The following is an 18,167-nucleotide window of genomic DNA, read 5'->3' as shown; positions in this document are numbered from 1 at the left end:
TCAATTCTAGACCGCCGGTGCGTGGAGCGCCAATTTGATGTAAAGTAACGCCTATGAAACCGTTGATCATCGCGATATTGCTGGCCGCCGCGGCGGTCTCGACATTCGCCCAGCGGGCGGCCGTCCTGCGCTGGGAAGACGAGATGTGCGAGTACTCAGGCACATACGATCCGAAGATCCATACGGCCGCCCGTCTGCGTAACACGCTCAAGCTCAGCCTGCCCGGCAGCTATCTGTTGGAGACGAACACGACCGCGTGGAGCTATGGAGATATTGCCAAACTCGACATCGCAGCATTCGATGCCGAGTACAAACGCAAGGTCGCCGAGCTCAAGGCACTCGATATCGTCAACGTGGCGTATTGGCAGGATCTCAAGGCACGAAAGATCCGCGAGCTTGAGCAGGTGTATAAGCTGGAGCGCACATCGATGCTAGGCTATTCGGATCCGGCAAAGCTGCTGGCGTACGAGGCAGCCCCCGATTGCGTCACGCGATACGCCCGGCCATTGGCCGCGGGCGGCGACCAACTGCTTGCGGCGTGGCTTAATGTCAACGTCGAGTCGCGAAAGAACAACGCCGATCCCGACCGGCTGCAGCGAATTTTCGACCAGCAACTTCGCTCGCCCGATAAGATGAAGTTCGCGCTCGTCGAGGTGATGAATTTCGGCTGGTCAAACTGTGCCAACGCCCTCATCGAGCGAATACAATACGACGGCACGCCCGAGGCTGAGTTCAAGAAACTATTCAAAAAGGCCCGAACGCTCCGCTGCTATGAACCGTAGGCGGTCAGCTCTCGCTCTTGCTCATCATGCCGAGCACCTGAGCGACTACGCCGCCGCCAATAGCGCCAATGACGGTCGAGCCGATAATGTCAGCCAAGCAAAGTCAAGGGCCTTTTAGGGTCGTGTTCAGAGCCCTTTGGGCCTCAAAGTGTTCGACGATCTCGGTCGCGGCCTTGGGGCCGACGAATGGCCTCAGGTCGTCGGCGGATGCCTTTGCAATGCGTTCGATCGAGCCAAATTCGCGCAGCAGCTTCATCTTTCGCTTGTCGCCGATGCCGGGAATCTCTGAGAGCTCGCTGCTGAAATCACGCTTCTCGCGACGTTTGCGGTGAAACTCGACGGCGGTCTTATGCGTTTCTTCGCGAATCTGCAAGATCAGGCGAAACGCCTGCGAGTTGCGGTCAAAGGGTATCGGCTTATCCTCGCGGCCGTAGATCAGCAGGTGCGATATCTCGCTGTGTCGTTTTGGCGGTTTAACGAGGCCGACGAGCATTATCTGTTCAAGGTCGAGGGCCTGCATTGCGGATGCGGCGGCCGACAACTGGCCTTTGCCGCCGTCGATAAAGACAAGCTGCGGCAGCGGTTTTTGCTCGTCCAACTGACGTTTGTAGCGGCGATAGACGGCCTCGTGCATCGAGGCAAAATCGTTCGCTCCCTCGACCGTTCGGATGATAAATCGGCGGTAATTCGCCCTCGCCGGCTTGCCGTTCTCAAAGCACACGATGCCCGCGACGTTCTCAGAACCGGAGATGTTCGAGATATCGAACGACTCGATACGCTCGGGGAAGTATGAAAGTTCGAGCAGTTCCTGAAGCTCCTCGAGCACCTTTTCGCTGTCGGGCTTTAGCACGCGGAAGCGCTGCTCGAATGAGATCTTTGCATTTGCCTCGACGAGGCGGACGAGGTGTTTGTTCTTGCCGCGTTTGGGGTCAAGGATCTTTACGCGGCGGCCGCGACGCTCAGTTAGCGCCTTTTCCAGCACTGCTCGGTCTGCGAAATCCTGAGGCACATGTATCTCGAGCGGCACATAATCGGTCGAATAATACTGTGCGAGCACGTTGCCGAGAAACTCGCCGGCGTCAAAGGTCTTGTCCTCGGGCAGGTCTTCCCAAAAGAACTCGCGGCGGCCGACGATTCGGCCCTCGCGTGTCGTAAATAGCTGCAACGCAAGCCGCTGCTTTTCGCGGTAAAAGCCGATCGTGTCAATGTCGCGCTCGGCGGTCGTCGCCATCTTCTGGGTTTCGCTCAGCGCGAGCACCGTGCGGTGCAGGTCGCGGTATTTGGCCGCAAGCTCGTATTTGCCGTCCTCGGAGAACTGCCACATACGGGCCTCGAGCGACTTTGCAAGCTCCTTGTTGCGGCCCTCAAGCAGCGTTCGCACGTCGGCCGCCGCCTCCTGATACTCGTCGGGCGAGCAAAGCCCTTTGACACACGGGCCGAGGCAGCGTTTGAGGTGGTATTCGAGACAGGGCCGCGGCAGTTTGCCGTCGATCTCGATCTCGCAGGTGCGAAGCTGGAACGCACGGTTGATCAGATTCAGCGTGTTGCGGGCCAGCGTCGCCGGCAGGAACGGGCCGTAGTAATTTGAGCCGTCGCGGACGATGCGGCGCGTGATGACGACCTTTGGGAAGGGCTCGTTGGTGACCTTGAGATGCGGGTATGATTTGTCGTCCTTGAGAAAGACGTTGAAGCGAGGCTTGTGCTTCTTGATGAGGTTCGCCTCGAGGATCAACGCCTCGACCTCGTTATCGACGACTATGAACTCAAAATCGCTTATGACGCGAACGAGCTGTCGCGTTTTCGGATCGTGATTGCGGCTCGATTGAAAATACGAACGCACCCGATTGCGCAGATTCTTAGCCTTGCCGACGTAGATGATCCGTCCGGCGTCATTCTTGTGAATGTAGATGCCCGCACGCGTCGGCAAGGTCTTGAGTTTCTCGGGAAGCGTCACAGGCCGATTATACCTGCTGCCGCGTTTTGATTTTAGTGCAGCGGTAGGACAGACTTTTTTGAATGAAGACGGTTCTCACAGATAACGTCAAGACCGCGGCCGCATTCGTACGCGACGGCGGGACGGTGGCGTTTCCGACTGAGACGGTCTATGGGCTTGGGGCGAATGTGTTTGACGAGGCAGCGGTCGCGAAGATATTCGAAGCAAAGCAGCGGCCGGCGGACAATCCGCTGATCGCGCATGTTGCTGCGGTCGAGCAGATAGGGGAATTGGCCACAGAGATCACGGAGAACACGGAGAAGTTTGTTGAGCGGTTCTTTCCGGGGCCTTTGACGGTCGTGTTGAGAAAGACTGACCGAGTTCCGTCGCTCGCGACGGCGGGTCTGGGGACGATAGGTGTGAGAATGCCGAGAGGCGAGGTCGCCCGACAGTTTCTGACGGCCTGCGGCGTCCCGGTCGCGGCTCCCTCGGCAAATTTATCGGGGCGGCCCAGTCCGACCACTTGGCAGGCGGTATTGGAGGACCTTGACGGGCGTATCGATTGCATTCTGCGAGGTGAACCAACCGAGATCGGGCTGGAATCGACGGTGGTTGACTGCACGGGCGATGTGCCGGTGCTGCTCCGGGCAGGTGCGGTTTCGCTGGATGAGCTTCGGGCGGTTGTGCCCGAGACGCGTGTTGCCTCGTCAGGCGAGCCGGAAGAAAGCCGCAGTCCGGGCTTGAAGCATCGCCATTACACGCCTAACGCCGAGGTCCGGCTCGTTAGTGACACAGTTCCGGCCGCAGATTGCAAGGACGCGGCCTGGATCGGCACTGGCGTCGATCCTGACAGTGGCTTTGCATTACTAAAGGTTTGCGCTTCGGTCGAGGAATACGCGGCGGCGGTATTCGAGTTCTTTCGCGAGTGCGACCGGCGAGGCATACGGGTGATCTATTGCCAAACGGTTGCGGAATCGGGCATCGGTGCCGCATTGATGGATCGGCTCCGGCGCGCACGCTTATAGCTAGTGATCGCCAGCCGTTACCGCGACGATAGCTATTTCGCCGTTGTCGCGAATAAGGTCAACTCGGACTTCGCCGGATGATGTGAGTTGGTCGAGGCGTTGCAGCGGAACAAGTACGAGGACACGATCGAGGCCGGTTCTCTGCATTTCGGAACGGAGGTCGGCCGGTGTTTCAAGTTCTTTCTGGGATCCGTCCGGTGCGCGGAGCAGGCGGCCGGCGGCGTAGAATTCGGCGCTGTGCGACACAGTCTGAAGGCCAAAAACGCGGTCGCTCGCATACCCGCGAGCGGCGGCGGCCTCGATCAGGCCCTTTACGCTATCGCCGTCGGCGTAGCGTGGGGCCGCCACCTGTGCAAGGAAGATAACAAACACGAACGCAGCGCAAGCGATCGCGATTGTCGCGAGCCTCCAGCCCTTCTTCGCGGATGATCGGTCGCTAATAAAGCAACCCGCCAACGCGATGGCAGCGGGGACGGCAGGCAGAATGTAGCCGGGCAGCTTTGAGCCGGAAAAGGAGAAGAAGGCAAGCGGGACGACGAGCCAGGACAGCAAAAAGAGAAGGAGCGGCGAAGAAGCGTCAGTTGTTCGCCGGCCCAAAGCCGTTTGCAGCAATGACCAGAGGCCGCCGAAAAAGAAGGGGAGCCATGGCAGCGTCATCAGAGGCAGTACCCAGAGATAGAAGTAGAACGGCTGCGGATGCTGGTACTTGTTTGACGTGAACCGCTGAAAATGGTGCTGGACAAAGAACTCGTCGATAAAGGGCCATCCGTGGCGAAGATACACGGGCAGATACCATGTGGCCGCGACGGCGGCCGTCAAAATAAGGCCCCACGACAGGCTGATAAGAAACTTCCGACTCGGCAGGCGGCGGGACAGCAAGTGATAGAGGCCGATCACGCCAAATGGAATGACGATGCCGATCAAGCCTTTTGCCAACAGTGCCAGGCCGACGAAGAAGTAGAACAACGCGAGTGGCACCGTTGGTTTGCTTTCGGCACGGTCAAAAATGAAATAGCCCGTCAGCGCCGCCGTGATCGGGAACGTAACGACGATGTCAAAACTTGCACCATGCGAGAAGCCGATAATGCTCAGCGTCGAAGCGCCGATCAGCGCGAAGGTAATTGCAGTTCGCCGTTCGCTGCTCTCTGCGCGGCCCAGAAACCAAAGCGAAACCACCGTTCCAAGGCCACAAAGAGTCGGTCCGATGCGGGCGGCAAACTCGTTTACGCCAAACAGCTTGAAGAAGACGATCTCGAGCCAATAGAGCAAGACCGGCTTCTCAAACCACGTGTGGCCGCCGAGCGTCGGCGTAAACCAATCGCCCCGCTCGAGCATCTCGCGTGCGACCTGTGCATATCGCGGCTCGTCCGGGCCCAAAAACGGCATCGAAAGGCCCGAAAAATAGGCCGCGAGGGCAAGCATCACTACAAGGACGCTTAGTATTGCGGGTCGGGGATTGCTAATCGCTGATTTTGTCATTCGACGGCATGTGGTCGAAAATATATTTTACTCATCTGAGGCACAATGCAGGAAACCATCGATCAGCTATCCGCGATCCGCGATCTACGCGTCGCTGCTATCGGTGTCGGCAGTCTCGGCCGGCATCACGCGCGCAATTATTCAGAGCTGTCGGGCAAAGGGCGTGTCGAGCTTGTTGGGATTTGCGATACCGACGCACCGACGGCGAGCGAGATCGCTCAACAGAATGGCTGTGAGGCGTTTGCTGATTGGCGCGACCTGCTTGGCAAGGTGGATGCGGTCTCGATCGCGACGCCGACCGAGACGCATTGCGAGATCGCGTGCGCGTTTCTCGAAAAGGGAATTCACGTTCTGGTCGAAAAGCCGATCGCTCTAACGCTCGACGAGGCGGACAGAATGATCGCCGCGGCAGCACCGTCGGGTGCGAAGCTGATGGTCGGCCAGCTTGAACGGTATAATCCGGCGATGGTCGCACTGAGGCCGCACGTGACCAGGCCGCTTTATTTTGAGATACACCGCGTGTCGCCGTATCCCAACCGGTCGCTCGATGTGGACGTTGTGCTAGATGTGATGATCCATGACCTCGACGCCGTTCAGTGGCTGGTGGGCGAGGACGTTGCGGTTTCGGCAATACACGCTGTTGGAATTCCTGTGATCTCGGACAAGGTCGATGCGGCGAATGCCCGCATCGAATTCGAGAATGGCTGTGTAGCGAACATCACCGCCTCACGCATCGGGACCGAGAAGATACGCAAGACGCGCTTCTATCAGACTAACGCCTACGTCGTGCTCGATTATGCGACGAAATTTGCGTCGCTCACGTCACTGAACTCCAACGCATCGCACCCGCTCGCAGGCATCTCGATAGATCGACTTGAGATCAATGACGTCGAGCCGCTGCGGGCCGAGATACTCGATTTTCTTGATTGTATCGAGAAAGGAAAGACGCCGCCCGTCTCAGGCGAGGATGGACGGCGTGCATTGAAATTAGCGGTTGGCGTGCTGGATAAGATCGCCGAACACTTCGCAAGCCTAAAGGTCTAGGCCGCGGCCTGCTCCGCCATCTGCTCCCGGATCGACTTCATCCACTCTTGCGTCTTTTTGATGCGTTCGGCACCGTCAGGACGGTCCATGATGACCTTTTCGATATTCTCAAAAGCTTCGGGCATCTGCCATTTTTCGCGAAGCTCGCCGATAAATGGCTCGATCTTGGAGAAAACACCGATGTGTTCGCCATTGGTCTTGTTAAATAGTTCGGCGTCTATCGCCCCGCTATTTACCATGGCTCCGGCCATGTCCCAGTATGAGAGGACCATGCGAAGATAGCCCCCGACCTCGGGATCCATCATAGTTTTTTCGACCTCGTCGGCGCTGGCCGGGTTAAAGCTAAAGAACCAATCGCGTGCCTTGCGCATCGTTGCTTCACGACGCAGGTCGTAGAGCTTCAGGATGAGTTCGGCGGATTCGAATTGAGAAGACATACATTTTAACCTCCAGAAATGTATTTTTTTTCTATCGCGGAACAATCAGGTTATTATTTTGACGGCGGCTAGTCAATGAGTTCTGAGATCAATAGATTCCTTTCCGAGCGGATCGAGGCGGGTGATTTTCCGTCGGCGGTGTATCTCGTTGCGGAAAAGGGTGAGATCGTGCTGCATGATGCACTTGGCTACGCCGTCGTCGAGCCGGAGCGGATCGAGGCGAGGAAAGACACGATCTACGATCTGGCCAGCCTGACAAAGGTCCTGGTCACGGGCCTTTTGACGGCGATCCTGATCGAGCACGACCTACTCGCTTTTACCGATGCCGTGTCGGAGCATCTTGCGGAATTCGATACTGACGAAAAGCGAGGCATTACCGTCGGGCAGTTGCTCACGCATACATCGGGGCTGCCGGCGTGGCTGCCGCTGTATCTGATGGCGAAGCGCAGGGCTGATGTGCGGCAAACGATCGCTGACACGCCGCTCGCATACGCGAGTGGTGAACGAGTCGTTTACAGCGACCTGAACTTCCTTACCTTGCAAGCATTGATCGAGAGCGTGGCTGGCGGGACACTCGACGTGATCGTCCGCGAGATGCTCATACAGCCGCTCGGGCTTAGCGATACGAGCTTTGGCCCTATCGCCGAACGCAGTCGAGTGGCGGCCAGCGAAACAGGCAATGCGTTTGAACGAGCCACATGTATCGAGAAGGGCTTTGCGATCGATGACGCCGAAAAGGGTGCCTTGCGAGAAGGCGTGATCTGGGGCGAAGTGCACGACGGGAACGCATACTTTCTAGGTGGCGTGGCGGGGCACGCGGGGCTCTTTTCAACGGCGACGGAGGTGTTCAGGATCGCTCAGCAGTTCTTGCCGAAATATTCTCAATTGCTGGCCCCGAAGGCCGGCGAGTTGTTCATGTCCAACTTCACGGCAGGGATGAATGAACACCGGTCGTTTGCGTTTCAACTTGCATCGACACCGGATTCGGCAGCGGGGAAGCAGATGTCGCCGCAAAGCTTTGGGCATCTTGGATTTACGGGCACAAGCCTATGGATCGATCCGGTCAAGGAACGCGTCTTCATCCTTCTTTCAAACCGGACGCACAACCACGCGCTGCCGTTCGTGAACCTCAATGGCGTAAGGCGTCGTTTTCACGATCTTGCGATCGAGTTTCTCGACGGAAAATAACGGCGAACGAAAGGGCTGAGGCGTTAATCAAACCAGCGCTTTCCCCGAAGCAACTGAACTCGGAGAGGATTGGACAGATGAAAAGGATACTGCTCTCGGCGACATTCGCCATCGCGTTGGTAACGGCAGCGATCGCTCAGAATGACACGACGACGCGGCCGCGCGTTGCCGTGACGCCCTCGGCTCCGACGATCACGAACGATCCATATCAGGGTAAGACCCCTTCGGGGCCGCCGGTATTGGCCGGCCGCGGCACATACCCGACGGCGTCGCCTACTCCGCCGGCCGAGGATGACGAGATCATTCGTGTCGAGACGAACCTGGTGACGATGCCCGTCTCTGTGCTTGATCGCGACGGGCGATTCATCTCAGGGCTCCAGCAGCGGGATTTCAGGATATTTGAGAATGGCGTCGAGCAGAAGATCGATTATTTTCAATCCGTGGAGCAGCCTTTCACGGTTGTTCTGATGATCGATGTAAGCCCGTCAACTGAGTTTAAGATCAACGAGATTCAGGACGCAGCAAGCTCCTTTGTAAATCAACTGCGGCCGTCAGATCGCGTGATGGTGATCGCCTTCGATCAGGACGTTCATGTGCTGTGTCCGCCGACGACCAATCGGAATCAGATGCGGAGCGCGATATATTCGACCCAGTTTGGCAACGGCACGAGCCTTTATGAGGCCGTCGATGATGTCATTCGGCGCCAGCTAAGCCGCATCGAGGGGCGAAAGGCGGTGGTGTTATTTTCCGACGGCGTGGACACCACGTCTCGACGCGCAGGGTATGACGACACGCTGCGAGCAACGGAGGAGGTGGATGCTCTCTTTTACACGATCAGATACGATACGTCGGCTGACATGGGCGTGGGACGTGGCGGCGGCGGTGGATATCCACCGAGAACCGGCGGACGGGTTACCCTTGCCGATATCCTGGCCGGGATCATACTTGGCGGCCCGATGAATACCGGTAGCGGCCGGGGCGGCGTAAACCAGGGCGATTATGCCAAAGGCAAAGCCTATCTCGAATCTCTCGCTAACAACAGTGGCGGACGGCCGTTCGAGGCAAAGTCGATCTATAACGTGGATGCAGCGTTTTCCGGTATAGCCGAAGAGCTGCGGCGGCAGTATTCGCTTGGATACTATCCTGAATCGGTCGGCATGGTCGGCGACCGCCGTCAGATCAAGATCCGAGTTATGCGGCCCAATGTGGTTGTCCGGGCAAAGACCAGCTACATCGTCGGCCAACAGGATCGAAAAATAGCGGGGCGATAGCCGCCCCGCTGCATCTCTTGAGGGTTTGACAGGCATCGTAGAATAGATCGTGCGGTGTCTGATGAGCCTTGCGCATTTCGTCGTGTCTTTGTCTCTCACGGTTGCTCTGGCGGCGGCTTCATTCGCGCAGGCCGGCCGCGGAACGGTCGGTAGCGGGACAAAGAGCAATGAGCGAGCGGCCGCGACGCCCACGCCCCCGCCGGAACCTGTGGCCCCGCTTGAGGCCGCGGGAATATCGGCCGATGACGACGTCATACGCGTCAATACCCAACTCGTTTCTATTCCCGTTCGTGTGATGGACAAAAAAGGGCGATTCATCGGAGGGCTCTCCCGAGATGATTTCCGTGCCGTTGAAGATGGCGTCGAGCAGGACATCGCCATGTTCTCGAACGAGAATGAATCGTTTACGGTCGCCTTGGTCCTCGACATGAGCTATTCGACGACGTTCAAGATCGCCGAGATACAAGCGGCCGCGATCGCGTTTATTGGCCAATTGAGGCCGCAGGACAGGGTCATGGTCGTGTCGTTCGATCAGGACGTGCATATGCTTTGTGAGGCGACCAGCGACCGTAATGCTATCTACAGGGCGATCCGCAGTACGAAGATATCGACCGGCACCAGCCTCTACGAGGCAGTAGATCTCGTGATGAATGACCGCCTGCGCCATATCGAGGGCCGTAAGGCGATCATCCTCTTTACGGATGGCGTTGATACGACCAGCCGCCGGGCCAGCGACCGAGGTAATCTGGACGACGCTATGGAACTCGACGCGCTGATCTACCCGATCAGGTATGACACCTTTGCCGACGTCCAGACGATGAGAGCGGGGACGCAGCCGACGGTCGATATTCCTTTACCGGGAGGAACGACGCTTCCCGTCAAGATACCGGTCAGGGTCGAACCGAACGTCTCGACCCAAGGGACGACCCCTGAGGAATATCAGCGTGCGAGGGAATATCTTGACCAGATGGCCTACAGGACCGGCGGCCGTTTATACGAGGCGATGACGATCGATAATCTCGCCGCCGCATATGCCCGGATCGCGAGCGAATTGCGCGAATTTTACAGCATCGGCTACTACCCGAAGAATGAACGGGTGCCCGGCAAGAGAACGACCATCAAGGTGCGTGTCAGCCGTCCGGGCGTGTCAGTACGGACCCGTGACGGTTACGTAATACCAAAGAGGACGAGGGTCCTTACCCGCTAGATCTCGGTGCCATCGGGAATGACGCCGTCCTTCGGCACGATGATGATCCGGTCGCGAATATAGAATGACCGGTCCGGCGCGTCATAATTCATGACCTCATCGCGATTGATCAGCTTCACATTCTCACCAATACGAACATTTTTGTCGAGAATCGCCCGTCGAACCGTGGTATTCGCACCGATACCGATGTGCGGACGTGCGACGCTCACGTTGTATTTGAGCTCAGACATCGATTCGAGCAGATCCGAGCCCATGACGATCGAATCCTCGATTTTGACGCCCTCATCGATGCGGCTCCGAAGGCCGATAATGGAATTACGAACTTTGACGCCCTTCAGGATGCAGCCTTCACAGACCATCGAATTATCGATTTCGCAATCATGGAGTTTTGACGGCGGCAGGTAGCGGCTGCGGGTGTAGATCGGGGCAGTCGCGTCAAAAAAGTTGAACTTCGGCAGCGGTGAGGCAAGATCGAGATTTGCCTCGTAGAAGGCGCGGATCGTCCCGATGTCTTCCCAGTAATCTTTAAAGAGATGTGCCTGGACGGTATATTTTCCTATCGCGGCCGGTATGATCTCACGGCCGAAATCAACCCATGAAACGTCTGCTTCGAGCAGGTCAACGAGCTTAGCATAATTGAAAACGTATATGCCCATCGATGCCAGGAAAGGCCGCTTTTCGGCCTCCTCCGGCGTAAGCCCGAGCCGCGTCGTATCGACACGCATCGCCTCAAGGACGTCTCCTTTTGGCTTTTCCTTGAACTCTACTAACTGTCCGTCGTCACCGGTTTTCAACAGGCCGAACCCTTCAGCCTCATCGGGCCGACACGGAACGACCGAGACGGTGAGATCGGCGCCGGTGGAGAAATGACGTTCGAGGAAGTTGCGATAGTCCATCCGATAAAGATGGTCGCCTGACAGTATCAGCAGCGTATCTACGCGCCAATCGCGCAGGTGGGGCAGCATCTGGCGGACGGCATCGGCCGTGCCTTGGAACCACTCTTCACTGTCGCCGGTCTGCTCGGCCGCGAGCACCTCGACAAAACCGGTAGAGAAGCTCGAAAAGCGGTATGTCCTTGAAATATGGCGATTTAGCGACGCAGAATTATACTGTGTAAGGACGAAGATCTGGGTGATCTCAGAATTGATGCAGTTAGATACAGGAACGTCGATCAGCCGATATGTTCCGCCAAGCGGGACGGCCGGCTTTGAACGTTCGCGCGTCAACGGAAACAGCCGCGAGCCCGCTCCGCCGCCCAATATGACCGCAACCACGTTGTCGTAACGTCCCACGGCTTCAATTGTAGAATGCACAATGCACAATGCACAATGTAAGATGCAAAGTGCATGATCAATGCAAGAGAATCCACTTAAAACCAAATCCTATGCATTCGCCCTACGGATCATTAAGCTCTACAAGCATTTGGCATCGGAGGGCAAGGAGCGTGTTCTATCGAAGCAGATACTGCGTTCAGGCACCTCTATCGGTGCGAACATTGTCGAAGCGAATCGAGGGCAGTCAAAGGGAGATTTTGTTCATAAACTCTCAATTGCCTTGAAAGAGGCTGATGAGACAGAGTATTGGATAAACTTGCTGCGTGACAGCGAGTTCATCACGGAGTCACAGGCAGCCTCAATTCTTGCTGACTGCCTTGAACTGCAAAAAATGCTGACTGCCTCGATCAAAACAGCAAAAACGAATGCGTAACATTGGGCATTCTGCGTTGTGCGTTGTGCATTGAATATGTGGTACTGGACAAAAATGCTCTTTTTCATACTCGCCGGGGCGATCGCGCTCTGGCTGCTGTATGAATTGGTCACCTTTCCGAATATCTCGAGCCTCAGGACCGAGAATCCGACGACGACCTCGATGATCGAATATCGGATATCAGAAGCCGTTGCTGAGGGACGCGAGCCGCGCAAATATATGATCTGGACGCCCATCGAGCAGATCTCGCCCAATCTGCAGCGTGCCGTTCTGGCCGGCGAGGATGCGAGATTCTTCCAGCACGACGGCTTTGACTGGGATGCGATCCAAAAGGCATGGGATGAGGCAGTTAAGGAAGGCGAAAAGGAAGCCCGCGAAGAATGCGAGGCCGAGGCTACTAACAAGCAGGAAAAGAAGGACTGCAAACCGAGCGATGACGACTGGATACCGCCGCTGCCGAGTTTTAAGCGGGGGGCATCGACCGTGACCCAGCAGTTGGCAAAGAACCTCTTCCTGTCGGAGGACCGCAACTTCCTGCGGAAAGGCCGCGAGGCCGTTTACACTTATTTTCTTGAGCGTGAATTGTCAAAAAAACGGATCCTTGAACTTTACCTCAATGTTATCGAATGGGGTGATGGCATCTACGGGGCCGAAGCCGCGTCTCGCAATTATTTTCGCAAGAGTGCGTCTGAACTGACGGCCCAGGACGCCGCTTATCTTGCAGCGATGATCCCGTCGCCGCTAAACGTATTCAATCCGTCAAAAAACAGAAAACGCGTTGTCCGGCGACAACGCGTCATCCTGCGCGGCATGAACTCTATCAAGCTCGAGTATGCAGGCAAATAGACCCAAAAAAACACGAGCAGCGCACGGGAAGTGAACTGCCCGTGCGGTTATCTGCTGAATGAACTAGGACTTTCTGCCGACCAGCGACATTTCATCAACGACCCATTTTGCGCCGCCGAATTTCTCGGTGACGAACAGGACGTAGCGAATATCGACCGAGATCGTACGGTTCTTTTCGGGATCGTAGTAGAAGTCATTGCCGAGACCCTCGTAGTTGCCGTCAAAACAGATGCCGACTTGCTCACCTCGTGCATTGAGTATCGGCGAGCCCGAATTGCCGCCGATAATATCGTTCGATGAGATGAAATTGACCCCGACGCTGTCGCCCGAACCGTAGCGGCCAAAGTCATGAGCATTCTGCAGATCGACCAGCTTCTGAGGCAGATCGAACGGCTTTTCACCGGTCTCTTTCTCGATCATGCCCTTCATCGTGGTAAACGGAGAGCGAAACTCGGCTTCGCGCGGGCTGTAGCCCTTGATGTTGCCGTATGAGAAACGCATCGTAAAGTTCGCGTCCGGATACGGCGTATTGCCGCGCATTTCTGCGAGCGCCTGCTGATACTGCAGCCGCAGATGATCGATCTTGGAGGCAAAGTTTGCGCCGCGAGCGGCCAGGGCAGCGCGTTCGTCAACGACTCCGGCGACAAACGGATGAGCAGCCTTGAGGGCGTCCCAACTCATCGAGTAAAGTGCAAGAATGTGTTCCGGTGAGACGAGCGGGCCTTGTGCGACCTCGGTTGCGAAGGCGGCCTCGGCGTCGCGACGAGCCTTACCCTTCAGATTATTGAACTTCGTATCCGCCGCCTCGAATCGAACGCCCGCGGGCAAATCGTCAAAGGCCTTGAAAAAGAACTTGAGCATCGCGCTCTCTTGGGCGGGTTCGCGCCCCTCAAGGGCCTTGGTGATGTCCGCGAGCTTCGCGGCCCGCTGGGCCTGTGTGAGTGTTCGCCCCGCTTTTACAGATGCGGCGGCCGCCACGATCTGGCCGAAAACCGCCATTGAATTCGGATCAGGAAATCGTCGCATGATGACGTCGCGGAGCTGTGTCGCATTGGTCTCTTCCGAGAGGGTCTTCAGTTCGCCCAGCACTTTTCCGTATTTTTGCTGCCGCGTTGGATCGGCCTCGATCCAGGTTGCCATCCGGGCCTCGTCGGCCTTTCTCTTTTCAACAACGTGGGCGCGTCGCAGCCGCAAATGGCCACCGCCAAAGACCTTTCTCGAGTTGTCAAAATTCGCGATGTCCGATTGAAACGCGATGCGCTTCTGCTCGTCATTAGCGCCAATTGCATTGAGACTGTCGCTCAAGGCCTGGAGCCATTTTTCGAGGAAAGGGAAGTTAGCATCGCGAGCGTATTCGATCGACCAACTTTCGCGATATCGCGTCGTGCCGCCCGGAAAACCGAGGACGAATACGAAATCACCGTCCTTCAGCCCGCCAATGTTAGCCTTAAGAAACTTTTTCGGCTTGAACGGCACATTGTTCGGCGAATATTCAGCCGCAGAGCCGTCAGGGGCGACGTAGGCACGCAGGAACGTGAAATCGCCCGTGTGCCGCGTCCATTCAAAATTATCGGGATCACCGCCAAAGACGCCGATGTTGCGCGGCGGAGCATAAACGACGCGGATATCCTTGACCTCCGTCGTTTGGTATAGATAGTAATAGTAGCCGTTATTGAGCATCTGGATCGTTATCGCCGATCCAGGGTGAGCGGCTTTTTCCGCAGCCGTCAGGGTGTCGGTGTTCGTTTTGATCGCGGCCGCGAGTTCTGCTCCCGAGAGATTCTCGGTGCCCGCCTTGATCTTTGCTGTCACGTCTTCTATGCGCTGCGTTAGCGTGATCGAATAATCCTTGGCAGGTATCTCGCCCGATCTGCTGCCGGCGTTAAAGCCGGTCTCAACCAGGTCTTTCTCCGGCGTCGAGGCCGAAACCAGTGCGTCAAAACCGCAGTGGTGATTTGTCAATATCAGCCCGTCCGGCGAGACGAACTCAGCCGAACAGCCAATGCTGAGACGGATAATGGCATCGGTCAGGCCGCCACCGTTCGGGTTATAGATCTCTTCGGGTTTGATCTTGAGCCCTTTCTTTTTCAGGTTGAGGCCCGCGATCTTGTCCGGCGGGAACATTCCTTCATCCGGAGCCGCAATGGCGAATGAGAACGACGAAAAAACAAGCGCGACCATCATCGCGAACGACAAGAATCGATTGGTTCTTAAATTCATAGTTGTGATCCCTCTGTTATTAGGCGAAAAATTCAGTATAGCCTACGGCGGCCGTTTTTCCGATGCGCGGAGGCGGACATCGCCGCAAAAAAAACGGGCCGCAGGGCCCGCTTCTGTTCTCAAAATGCCGTTCAGCTTACTTGGCCAGCTTTGCCAGGTCCACCGGCTCCGGCGGGAGGAAATGTCGGGGATTGATCGAGCGGTCACCGACGCGGACCTCGAAGTGGAGGTGAGGCCCCGTCGAGCGGCCCGTCGAGCCGACATAGCCGATAAGCTGTCCGCGTGCGATCGTATCGCCGTTTTCGATCTCGATCTTCGACAGATGGCCGTAACGTGTTGTCAGGCCGTTGCCGTGGTCGATCTCGATCATATTGCCGTAGCCGCCCTTGTAGCCGGCCGAGACGATCGTGCCATTGGCAGGGGCGACGACAAAATCACCACGCTCGCCGTCGATGTCCATTCCCGGATGAAACTCGTACGAGCGTCCGCCAAACGGATTGCGGCGAAAGCCGAATTCGTTATTGATCTTGCCGAGGTGTGCCCACATTGTGGGCAGGCTCGCGGGATCGGACTTTGTGCGAATGGCCTGCAGTTGATCCTCGAGTTCGCCGGTCTCGCCGTCCTCGTCGTCAAACTCCGGGCCGCCGCTGTTAAAAGCAAGCTCTCCGCTCGCCGTTTGGATATAGCTCACGTCCGCCGGTGCGGGCTGGGCCGTTACCTGTGAGAGTGCAGGATTTTGTGCTAATGCGGGCAGTTCGATATTTTTAAGAAGGCCGCTCAATCCAAATCCGATCGTTGTCAAACAAACTGCTGCAAAAATACCTAACGATCCGATATGCACCGAGCGCTTTCGAACCGCCAACCTCTTAATAGTAACCTTCGATTTTGATGAATGCGATAAAAGAAAAGTATAGAACTTGTCGTTTTTCTGCATTATGCTTTTAAGCTCCTTTAAATGATCTTTCGCACCGACAGCACCGCTGTCCGCACTTGGAATCACGCAAGAATAGCCTTGAAAAGACTAACGCGAAACCTTACAACAAGAGTAATAAAGTAAAACTAAAACTCCCGCTATTGTGGGAACAATAACCGCTTGTAAATCCAAATACTCACGTAAATGGAACTTATATAAAAACATAAGCCGCCTGAAATGGCAAACCGTTATAGGTCGCCAATTCTGCGGCATGTTTAACGAATGCTAACGATCTGGCCTAGCCGCCCGAGTTCCGGTTCGATTGCCAGGCACGGAGGACCATGAATCCGACCGTTGCAAAGACGATGATGAACGCCAGCACGATCAAAGCCTTGAGCGCAAATCCGACAAAGCCGACCAGCGCGATCAGTGCCTTGAGCAGGACTATTACCAAAGCGATGATAGCCAGGATGCTGCCGCCTATGGACGCTGCTTTTAGCATTTCTCAAAACTCCTAATAAAATTGCGAATCTAGATGTCTCTCCAGCTTCCGCTGCGCGAGCGGTCGGCAAATTCGGACGTGTTGTAGCGTGGCGGCCGAGCATTTACCTGTGTCAGTGCGAAGCTCGTTGCCGGCCCGGCATCGGACCATCTCTCATCGACGGCCTTTGGTTTGAAAATATATCCGCGAACGATGTAAATGCCGAGCCCGATCAGCATCACCGGTATCAGGAAACGAATGACTGAGCCGATATTGAAGAGGCGCTGAAAAACAAATGCGAGCCCCAACACGCCGAGGACAATGCCCCAGAGTTTCGGATTGCCCGAGAAACGCCTCACCAAAACGTCGTCGGCGACGTCCGGCGTCACGCCGGATCGGATCATCTGCGCCGTTCGCCAGGAATCGAGCAGTCCAAAAAACCACATCCCGATGAACCCAAGCACGAAGATCGGCATGCCACCGGTGAGCACGGCCATCTGAAAGAGGCCGACGAACACAGCGAAATAAACAAGGGCCTTTACCATCTGTCCGTTATACGCGGCACCGAGGCCGGGGCAGACGAACGAGAGCATCGTCGCGACGAATGGCGACGTCCTTTTCTTTACATATGGCTCGTAATTGTTTCGACTCTGCTGCCTGAGCAGATCGATGCCCTGGACGATGCAGTCGGTGCAATAAGGAAACCCTTTTATGCGGTGATCACAGGCCGGGCATAGCGGCCGGCCGCATCCGTTGCAGCTGACCGTTGCAGCGTGATGGCTGTGATAAACGCAATTCATTATTTATCTTCCTCGTTAGCAATGGTGGTCGTGCCGTCGATCGGCCGTCCGGCCTTGTCAACGTCCACAGGTTTGCCATTCCATGCATCAGCACTCTGCTGATACGTTGATTCGGCAAGTTCGAGGCTCTTTTGATAAATGCCCGCGAGCGAGCCGTCTGCCGACACGGTCTGACTGAAGACCAGGAACGCGATCATCAATAGCATCGCAACGGGCGCAAATTGAGGGATGCCGACCGGGAACCGAAGCCCGCGGGCCCATTCGCCGACGCGAGCGGCGAGCGAGGCCTTGACCTCGCGGGCATGTTCGGTGCCAAGCGTCAGGTTGAGGATCCGCTGGTGCAAGCCGGCGGGCACCGCCATCTCGTCCATCTTGTAGGTGTAACAAGCGCCGATCGAGCGAACGACCATGCCGGGCAGATCCTCGCACGTTGTGCAGAGAGCCGCATGGCGTTCCCAGCGGTGGAAAACAGCCGCGGGCAAGAATCCGTCGAGATAGTCGGTCAGATGATCCTCAAAATTCTCACACGCCATCGCCGTTTCGGGCATCGTCATCGAGAGCACGCGCGCCTCAAGCCGCGTTAGCGGCGAAGCCGGCGCGGCGATCTGACGGCACAGTTCAAGCGAATCCTTGACCTCATTCAGGAGCGAATGGCACAGCGGGCACGCCAAGGCGTGTTCGGCAACAGCGGTGTTGGCCGCCGTCTCGAGCGTCTTGTCGAGATAATCGGTCAGCAGCTCTTCGAACTGCGAGCAATTCATGATGTGCTTCGTCTCCTTCATAACCTAATCCCCTTGCACGAAGAGATGGAACCACAGATGCACACAGATAGAC

General features: G+C 56.5%; 17 protein-coding genes. 8 read left to right on the top strand and 9 right to left on the bottom strand.

Annotation, left to right across the window (positions count from 1 at the left end; genetic code table 11):
- The first annotated feature begins 53 nt into the window (after positions 1–53).
- Positions 54–782 carry a hypothetical protein gene (locus tag IPM59_13670; GenBank protein MBK9216617.1) on the top strand — a complete coding sequence of 243 codons (729 nt, stop codon included), beginning with the start codon at positions 54–56 and terminating at the stop codon, positions 780–782.
- 103 nt (positions 783–885) lie between these two features.
- Here the strand turns inward: IPM59_13670 and uvrC are convergent, their stop codons facing one another.
- Positions 886–2,736: an excinuclease ABC subunit UvrC gene (gene uvrC, locus IPM59_13665; GenBank protein ID MBK9216616.1), complete on the bottom strand. Its 1,851-nt coding sequence runs from the start codon at positions 2,734–2,736 to the stop codon at positions 886–888.
- A gap of 62 nt (positions 2,737–2,798) precedes the next feature.
- Between uvrC and IPM59_13660 the strand changes: the two genes are divergently transcribed.
- Positions 2,799–3,740: a threonylcarbamoyl-AMP synthase gene (locus IPM59_13660; GenBank protein MBK9216615.1), complete on the top strand. Its 942-nt coding sequence runs from the start codon at positions 2,799–2,801 to the stop codon at positions 3,738–3,740.
- On the opposite strand, the gene IPM59_13655 is transcribed toward IPM59_13660, so the two are convergent.
- Positions 3,741–5,219, bottom strand: a complete 1,479-nt coding sequence (locus tag IPM59_13655) for a glycosyltransferase family 39 protein (protein ID MBK9216614.1) — start codon at positions 5,217–5,219, stop codon at positions 3,741–3,743.
- A 45-nt stretch (positions 5,220–5,264) separates the two neighbouring features.
- Between IPM59_13655 and IPM59_13650 the strand changes: the two genes are divergently transcribed.
- A complete protein-coding gene (locus IPM59_13650) occupies positions 5,265–6,263 on the top strand; it encodes a Gfo/Idh/MocA family oxidoreductase (protein ID MBK9216613.1) in 999 nt (332 codons plus the stop codon).
- Here IPM59_13650 and IPM59_13645 read toward each other — a convergent pair.
- A complete protein-coding gene (locus IPM59_13645) occupies positions 6,260–6,700 on the bottom strand; it encodes a hypothetical protein (protein MBK9216612.1) in 441 nt (146 codons plus the stop codon). The two genes, IPM59_13650 and IPM59_13645, sit on opposite strands and share 4 nt — an antisense overlap.
- Before the next feature lie 75 nt (positions 6,701–6,775).
- Here IPM59_13645 and IPM59_13640 point away from each other — a divergent pair, with 75 nt between their 5' ends.
- From IPM59_13640 to IPM59_13630, 3 genes are all read left to right on the top strand, one after another.
- Positions 6,776–7,888 (top strand): beta-lactamase family protein, encoded by a 1,113-nt coding sequence (locus IPM59_13640; protein MBK9216611.1) that lies wholly within the window; start codon positions 6,776–6,778, stop codon positions 7,886–7,888.
- A 77-nt stretch (positions 7,889–7,965) separates the two neighbouring features.
- The gene (locus IPM59_13635) at positions 7,966–9,159 is read left to right on the top strand and encodes a VWA domain-containing protein (GenBank protein MBK9216610.1); all 1,194 of its coding nucleotides are present in this window, start codon (positions 7,966–7,968) and stop codon (positions 9,157–9,159) included.
- Positions 9,160–9,220: 61 nt separating this feature from the next.
- Complete coding sequence (locus tag IPM59_13630; GenBank protein MBK9216609.1) at positions 9,221–10,366, top strand: VWA domain-containing protein; 1,146 nt, start codon at positions 9,221–9,223, stop codon at positions 10,364–10,366.
- Here the strand turns inward: IPM59_13630 and IPM59_13625 are convergent.
- Complete coding sequence (locus IPM59_13625) at positions 10,363–11,658, bottom strand: glucose-1-phosphate adenylyltransferase (protein ID MBK9216608.1); 1,296 nt, start codon at positions 11,656–11,658, stop codon at positions 10,363–10,365. The two genes, IPM59_13630 and IPM59_13625, sit on opposite strands and share 4 nt — an antisense overlap.
- A 61-nt stretch (positions 11,659–11,719) precedes the next feature.
- Between IPM59_13625 and IPM59_13620 the strand changes: the two genes are divergently transcribed.
- Together IPM59_13620 and IPM59_13615 are read left to right on the top strand one after the other, a co-directional pair.
- Positions 11,720–12,073 carry a four helix bundle protein gene (locus IPM59_13620; GenBank protein ID MBK9216607.1) on the top strand — a complete coding sequence of 118 codons (354 nt, stop codon included), beginning with the start codon at positions 11,720–11,722 and terminating at the stop codon, positions 12,071–12,073.
- A gap of 54 nt (positions 12,074–12,127) precedes the next feature.
- On the top strand, positions 12,128–12,919 hold the full coding sequence (locus IPM59_13615) for a transglycosylase domain-containing protein (protein MBK9216606.1): 792 nt from the start codon (positions 12,128–12,130) through the stop codon (positions 12,917–12,919).
- Positions 12,920–12,982: 63 nt separating this feature from the next.
- Here IPM59_13615 and IPM59_13610 read toward each other — a convergent pair whose 3' ends face one another.
- The 5 genes from IPM59_13610 to IPM59_13590 all read right to left on the bottom strand — a co-directional run bounded on the left by IPM59_13610 (position 12,983) and on the right by IPM59_13590 (position 18,115).
- Positions 12,983–15,139: a S46 family peptidase gene (locus IPM59_13610; GenBank protein MBK9216605.1), complete on the bottom strand. Its 2,157-nt coding sequence runs from the start codon at positions 15,137–15,139 to the stop codon at positions 12,983–12,985.
- Between the two features lie 136 nt (positions 15,140–15,275).
- A complete protein-coding gene (locus IPM59_13605) occupies positions 15,276–15,920 on the bottom strand; it encodes a M23 family metallopeptidase (protein ID MBK9216604.1) in 645 nt (214 codons plus the stop codon).
- 430 nt (positions 15,921–16,350) lie between these two features.
- Complete coding sequence (locus tag IPM59_13600; GenBank protein ID MBK9216603.1) at positions 16,351–16,554, bottom strand: hypothetical protein; 204 nt, start codon at positions 16,552–16,554, stop codon at positions 16,351–16,353.
- A gap of 29 nt (positions 16,555–16,583) precedes the next feature.
- A complete protein-coding gene (locus IPM59_13595; GenBank protein MBK9216602.1) occupies positions 16,584–17,333 on the bottom strand; it encodes a B-box zinc finger protein in 750 nt (249 codons plus the stop codon).
- Complete coding sequence (locus IPM59_13590) at positions 17,333–18,115, bottom strand: zf-HC2 domain-containing protein (protein MBK9216601.1); 783 nt, start codon at positions 18,113–18,115, stop codon at positions 17,333–17,335. The genes IPM59_13595 and IPM59_13590 overlap by 1 nt, the downstream gene beginning before the upstream one ends.
- Between the last annotated feature and the right edge of the window lie 52 nt (positions 18,116–18,167).

Origin of the sequence: Chloracidobacterium sp., assembly GCA_016715795.1 — a bacterium.
Taxonomy (GTDB): domain Bacteria; phylum Acidobacteriota; class Blastocatellia; order Pyrinomonadales; family Pyrinomonadaceae; genus OLB17.
The sequence above is the reverse complement of the archived record's forward strand: the minus strand, read 5'-3'. Positions and strand labels throughout refer to the sequence as shown.

Coding starts and splice junctions, on each gene's coding strand:
- IPM59_13670 (MBK9216617.1), top strand. CDS start 54: ATGAAACCGTTGATCATCGCGATATTGCTGGCCGCCGCGGCGGTCTCG.
- IPM59_13660 (MBK9216615.1), top strand. CDS start 2,799: ATGAAGACGGTTCTCACAGATAACGTCAAGACCGCGGCCGCATTCGTA.
- IPM59_13655 (MBK9216614.1), bottom strand. CDS start 5,219: ATGACAAAATCAGCGATTAGCAATCCCCGACCCGCAATACTAAGCGTC.
- IPM59_13650 (MBK9216613.1), top strand. CDS start 5,265: ATGCAGGAAACCATCGATCAGCTATCCGCGATCCGCGATCTACGCGTC.
- IPM59_13645 (MBK9216612.1), bottom strand. CDS start 6,700: ATGTCTTCTCAATTCGAATCCGCCGAACTCATCCTGAAGCTCTACGAC.
- IPM59_13640 (MBK9216611.1), top strand. CDS start 6,776: ATGAGTTCTGAGATCAATAGATTCCTTTCCGAGCGGATCGAGGCGGGT.
- IPM59_13635 (MBK9216610.1), top strand. CDS start 7,966: ATGAAAAGGATACTGCTCTCGGCGACATTCGCCATCGCGTTGGTAACG.
- IPM59_13630 (MBK9216609.1), top strand. CDS start 9,221: ATGAGCCTTGCGCATTTCGTCGTGTCTTTGTCTCTCACGGTTGCTCTG.
- IPM59_13620 (MBK9216607.1), top strand. CDS start 11,720: ATGCAAGAGAATCCACTTAAAACCAAATCCTATGCATTCGCCCTACGG.
- IPM59_13615 (MBK9216606.1), top strand. CDS start 12,128: ATGCTCTTTTTCATACTCGCCGGGGCGATCGCGCTCTGGCTGCTGTAT.
- IPM59_13610 (MBK9216605.1), bottom strand. CDS start 15,139: ATGAATTTAAGAACCAATCGATTCTTGTCGTTCGCGATGATGGTCGCG.
- IPM59_13600 (MBK9216603.1), bottom strand. CDS start 16,554: ATGCTAAAAGCAGCGTCCATAGGCGGCAGCATCCTGGCTATCATCGCT.
- IPM59_13595 (MBK9216602.1), bottom strand. CDS start 17,333: ATGAATTGCGTTTATCACAGCCATCACGCTGCAACGGTCAGCTGCAAC.
- IPM59_13590 (MBK9216601.1), bottom strand. CDS start 18,115: ATGAAGGAGACGAAGCACATCATGAATTGCTCGCAGTTCGAAGAGCTG.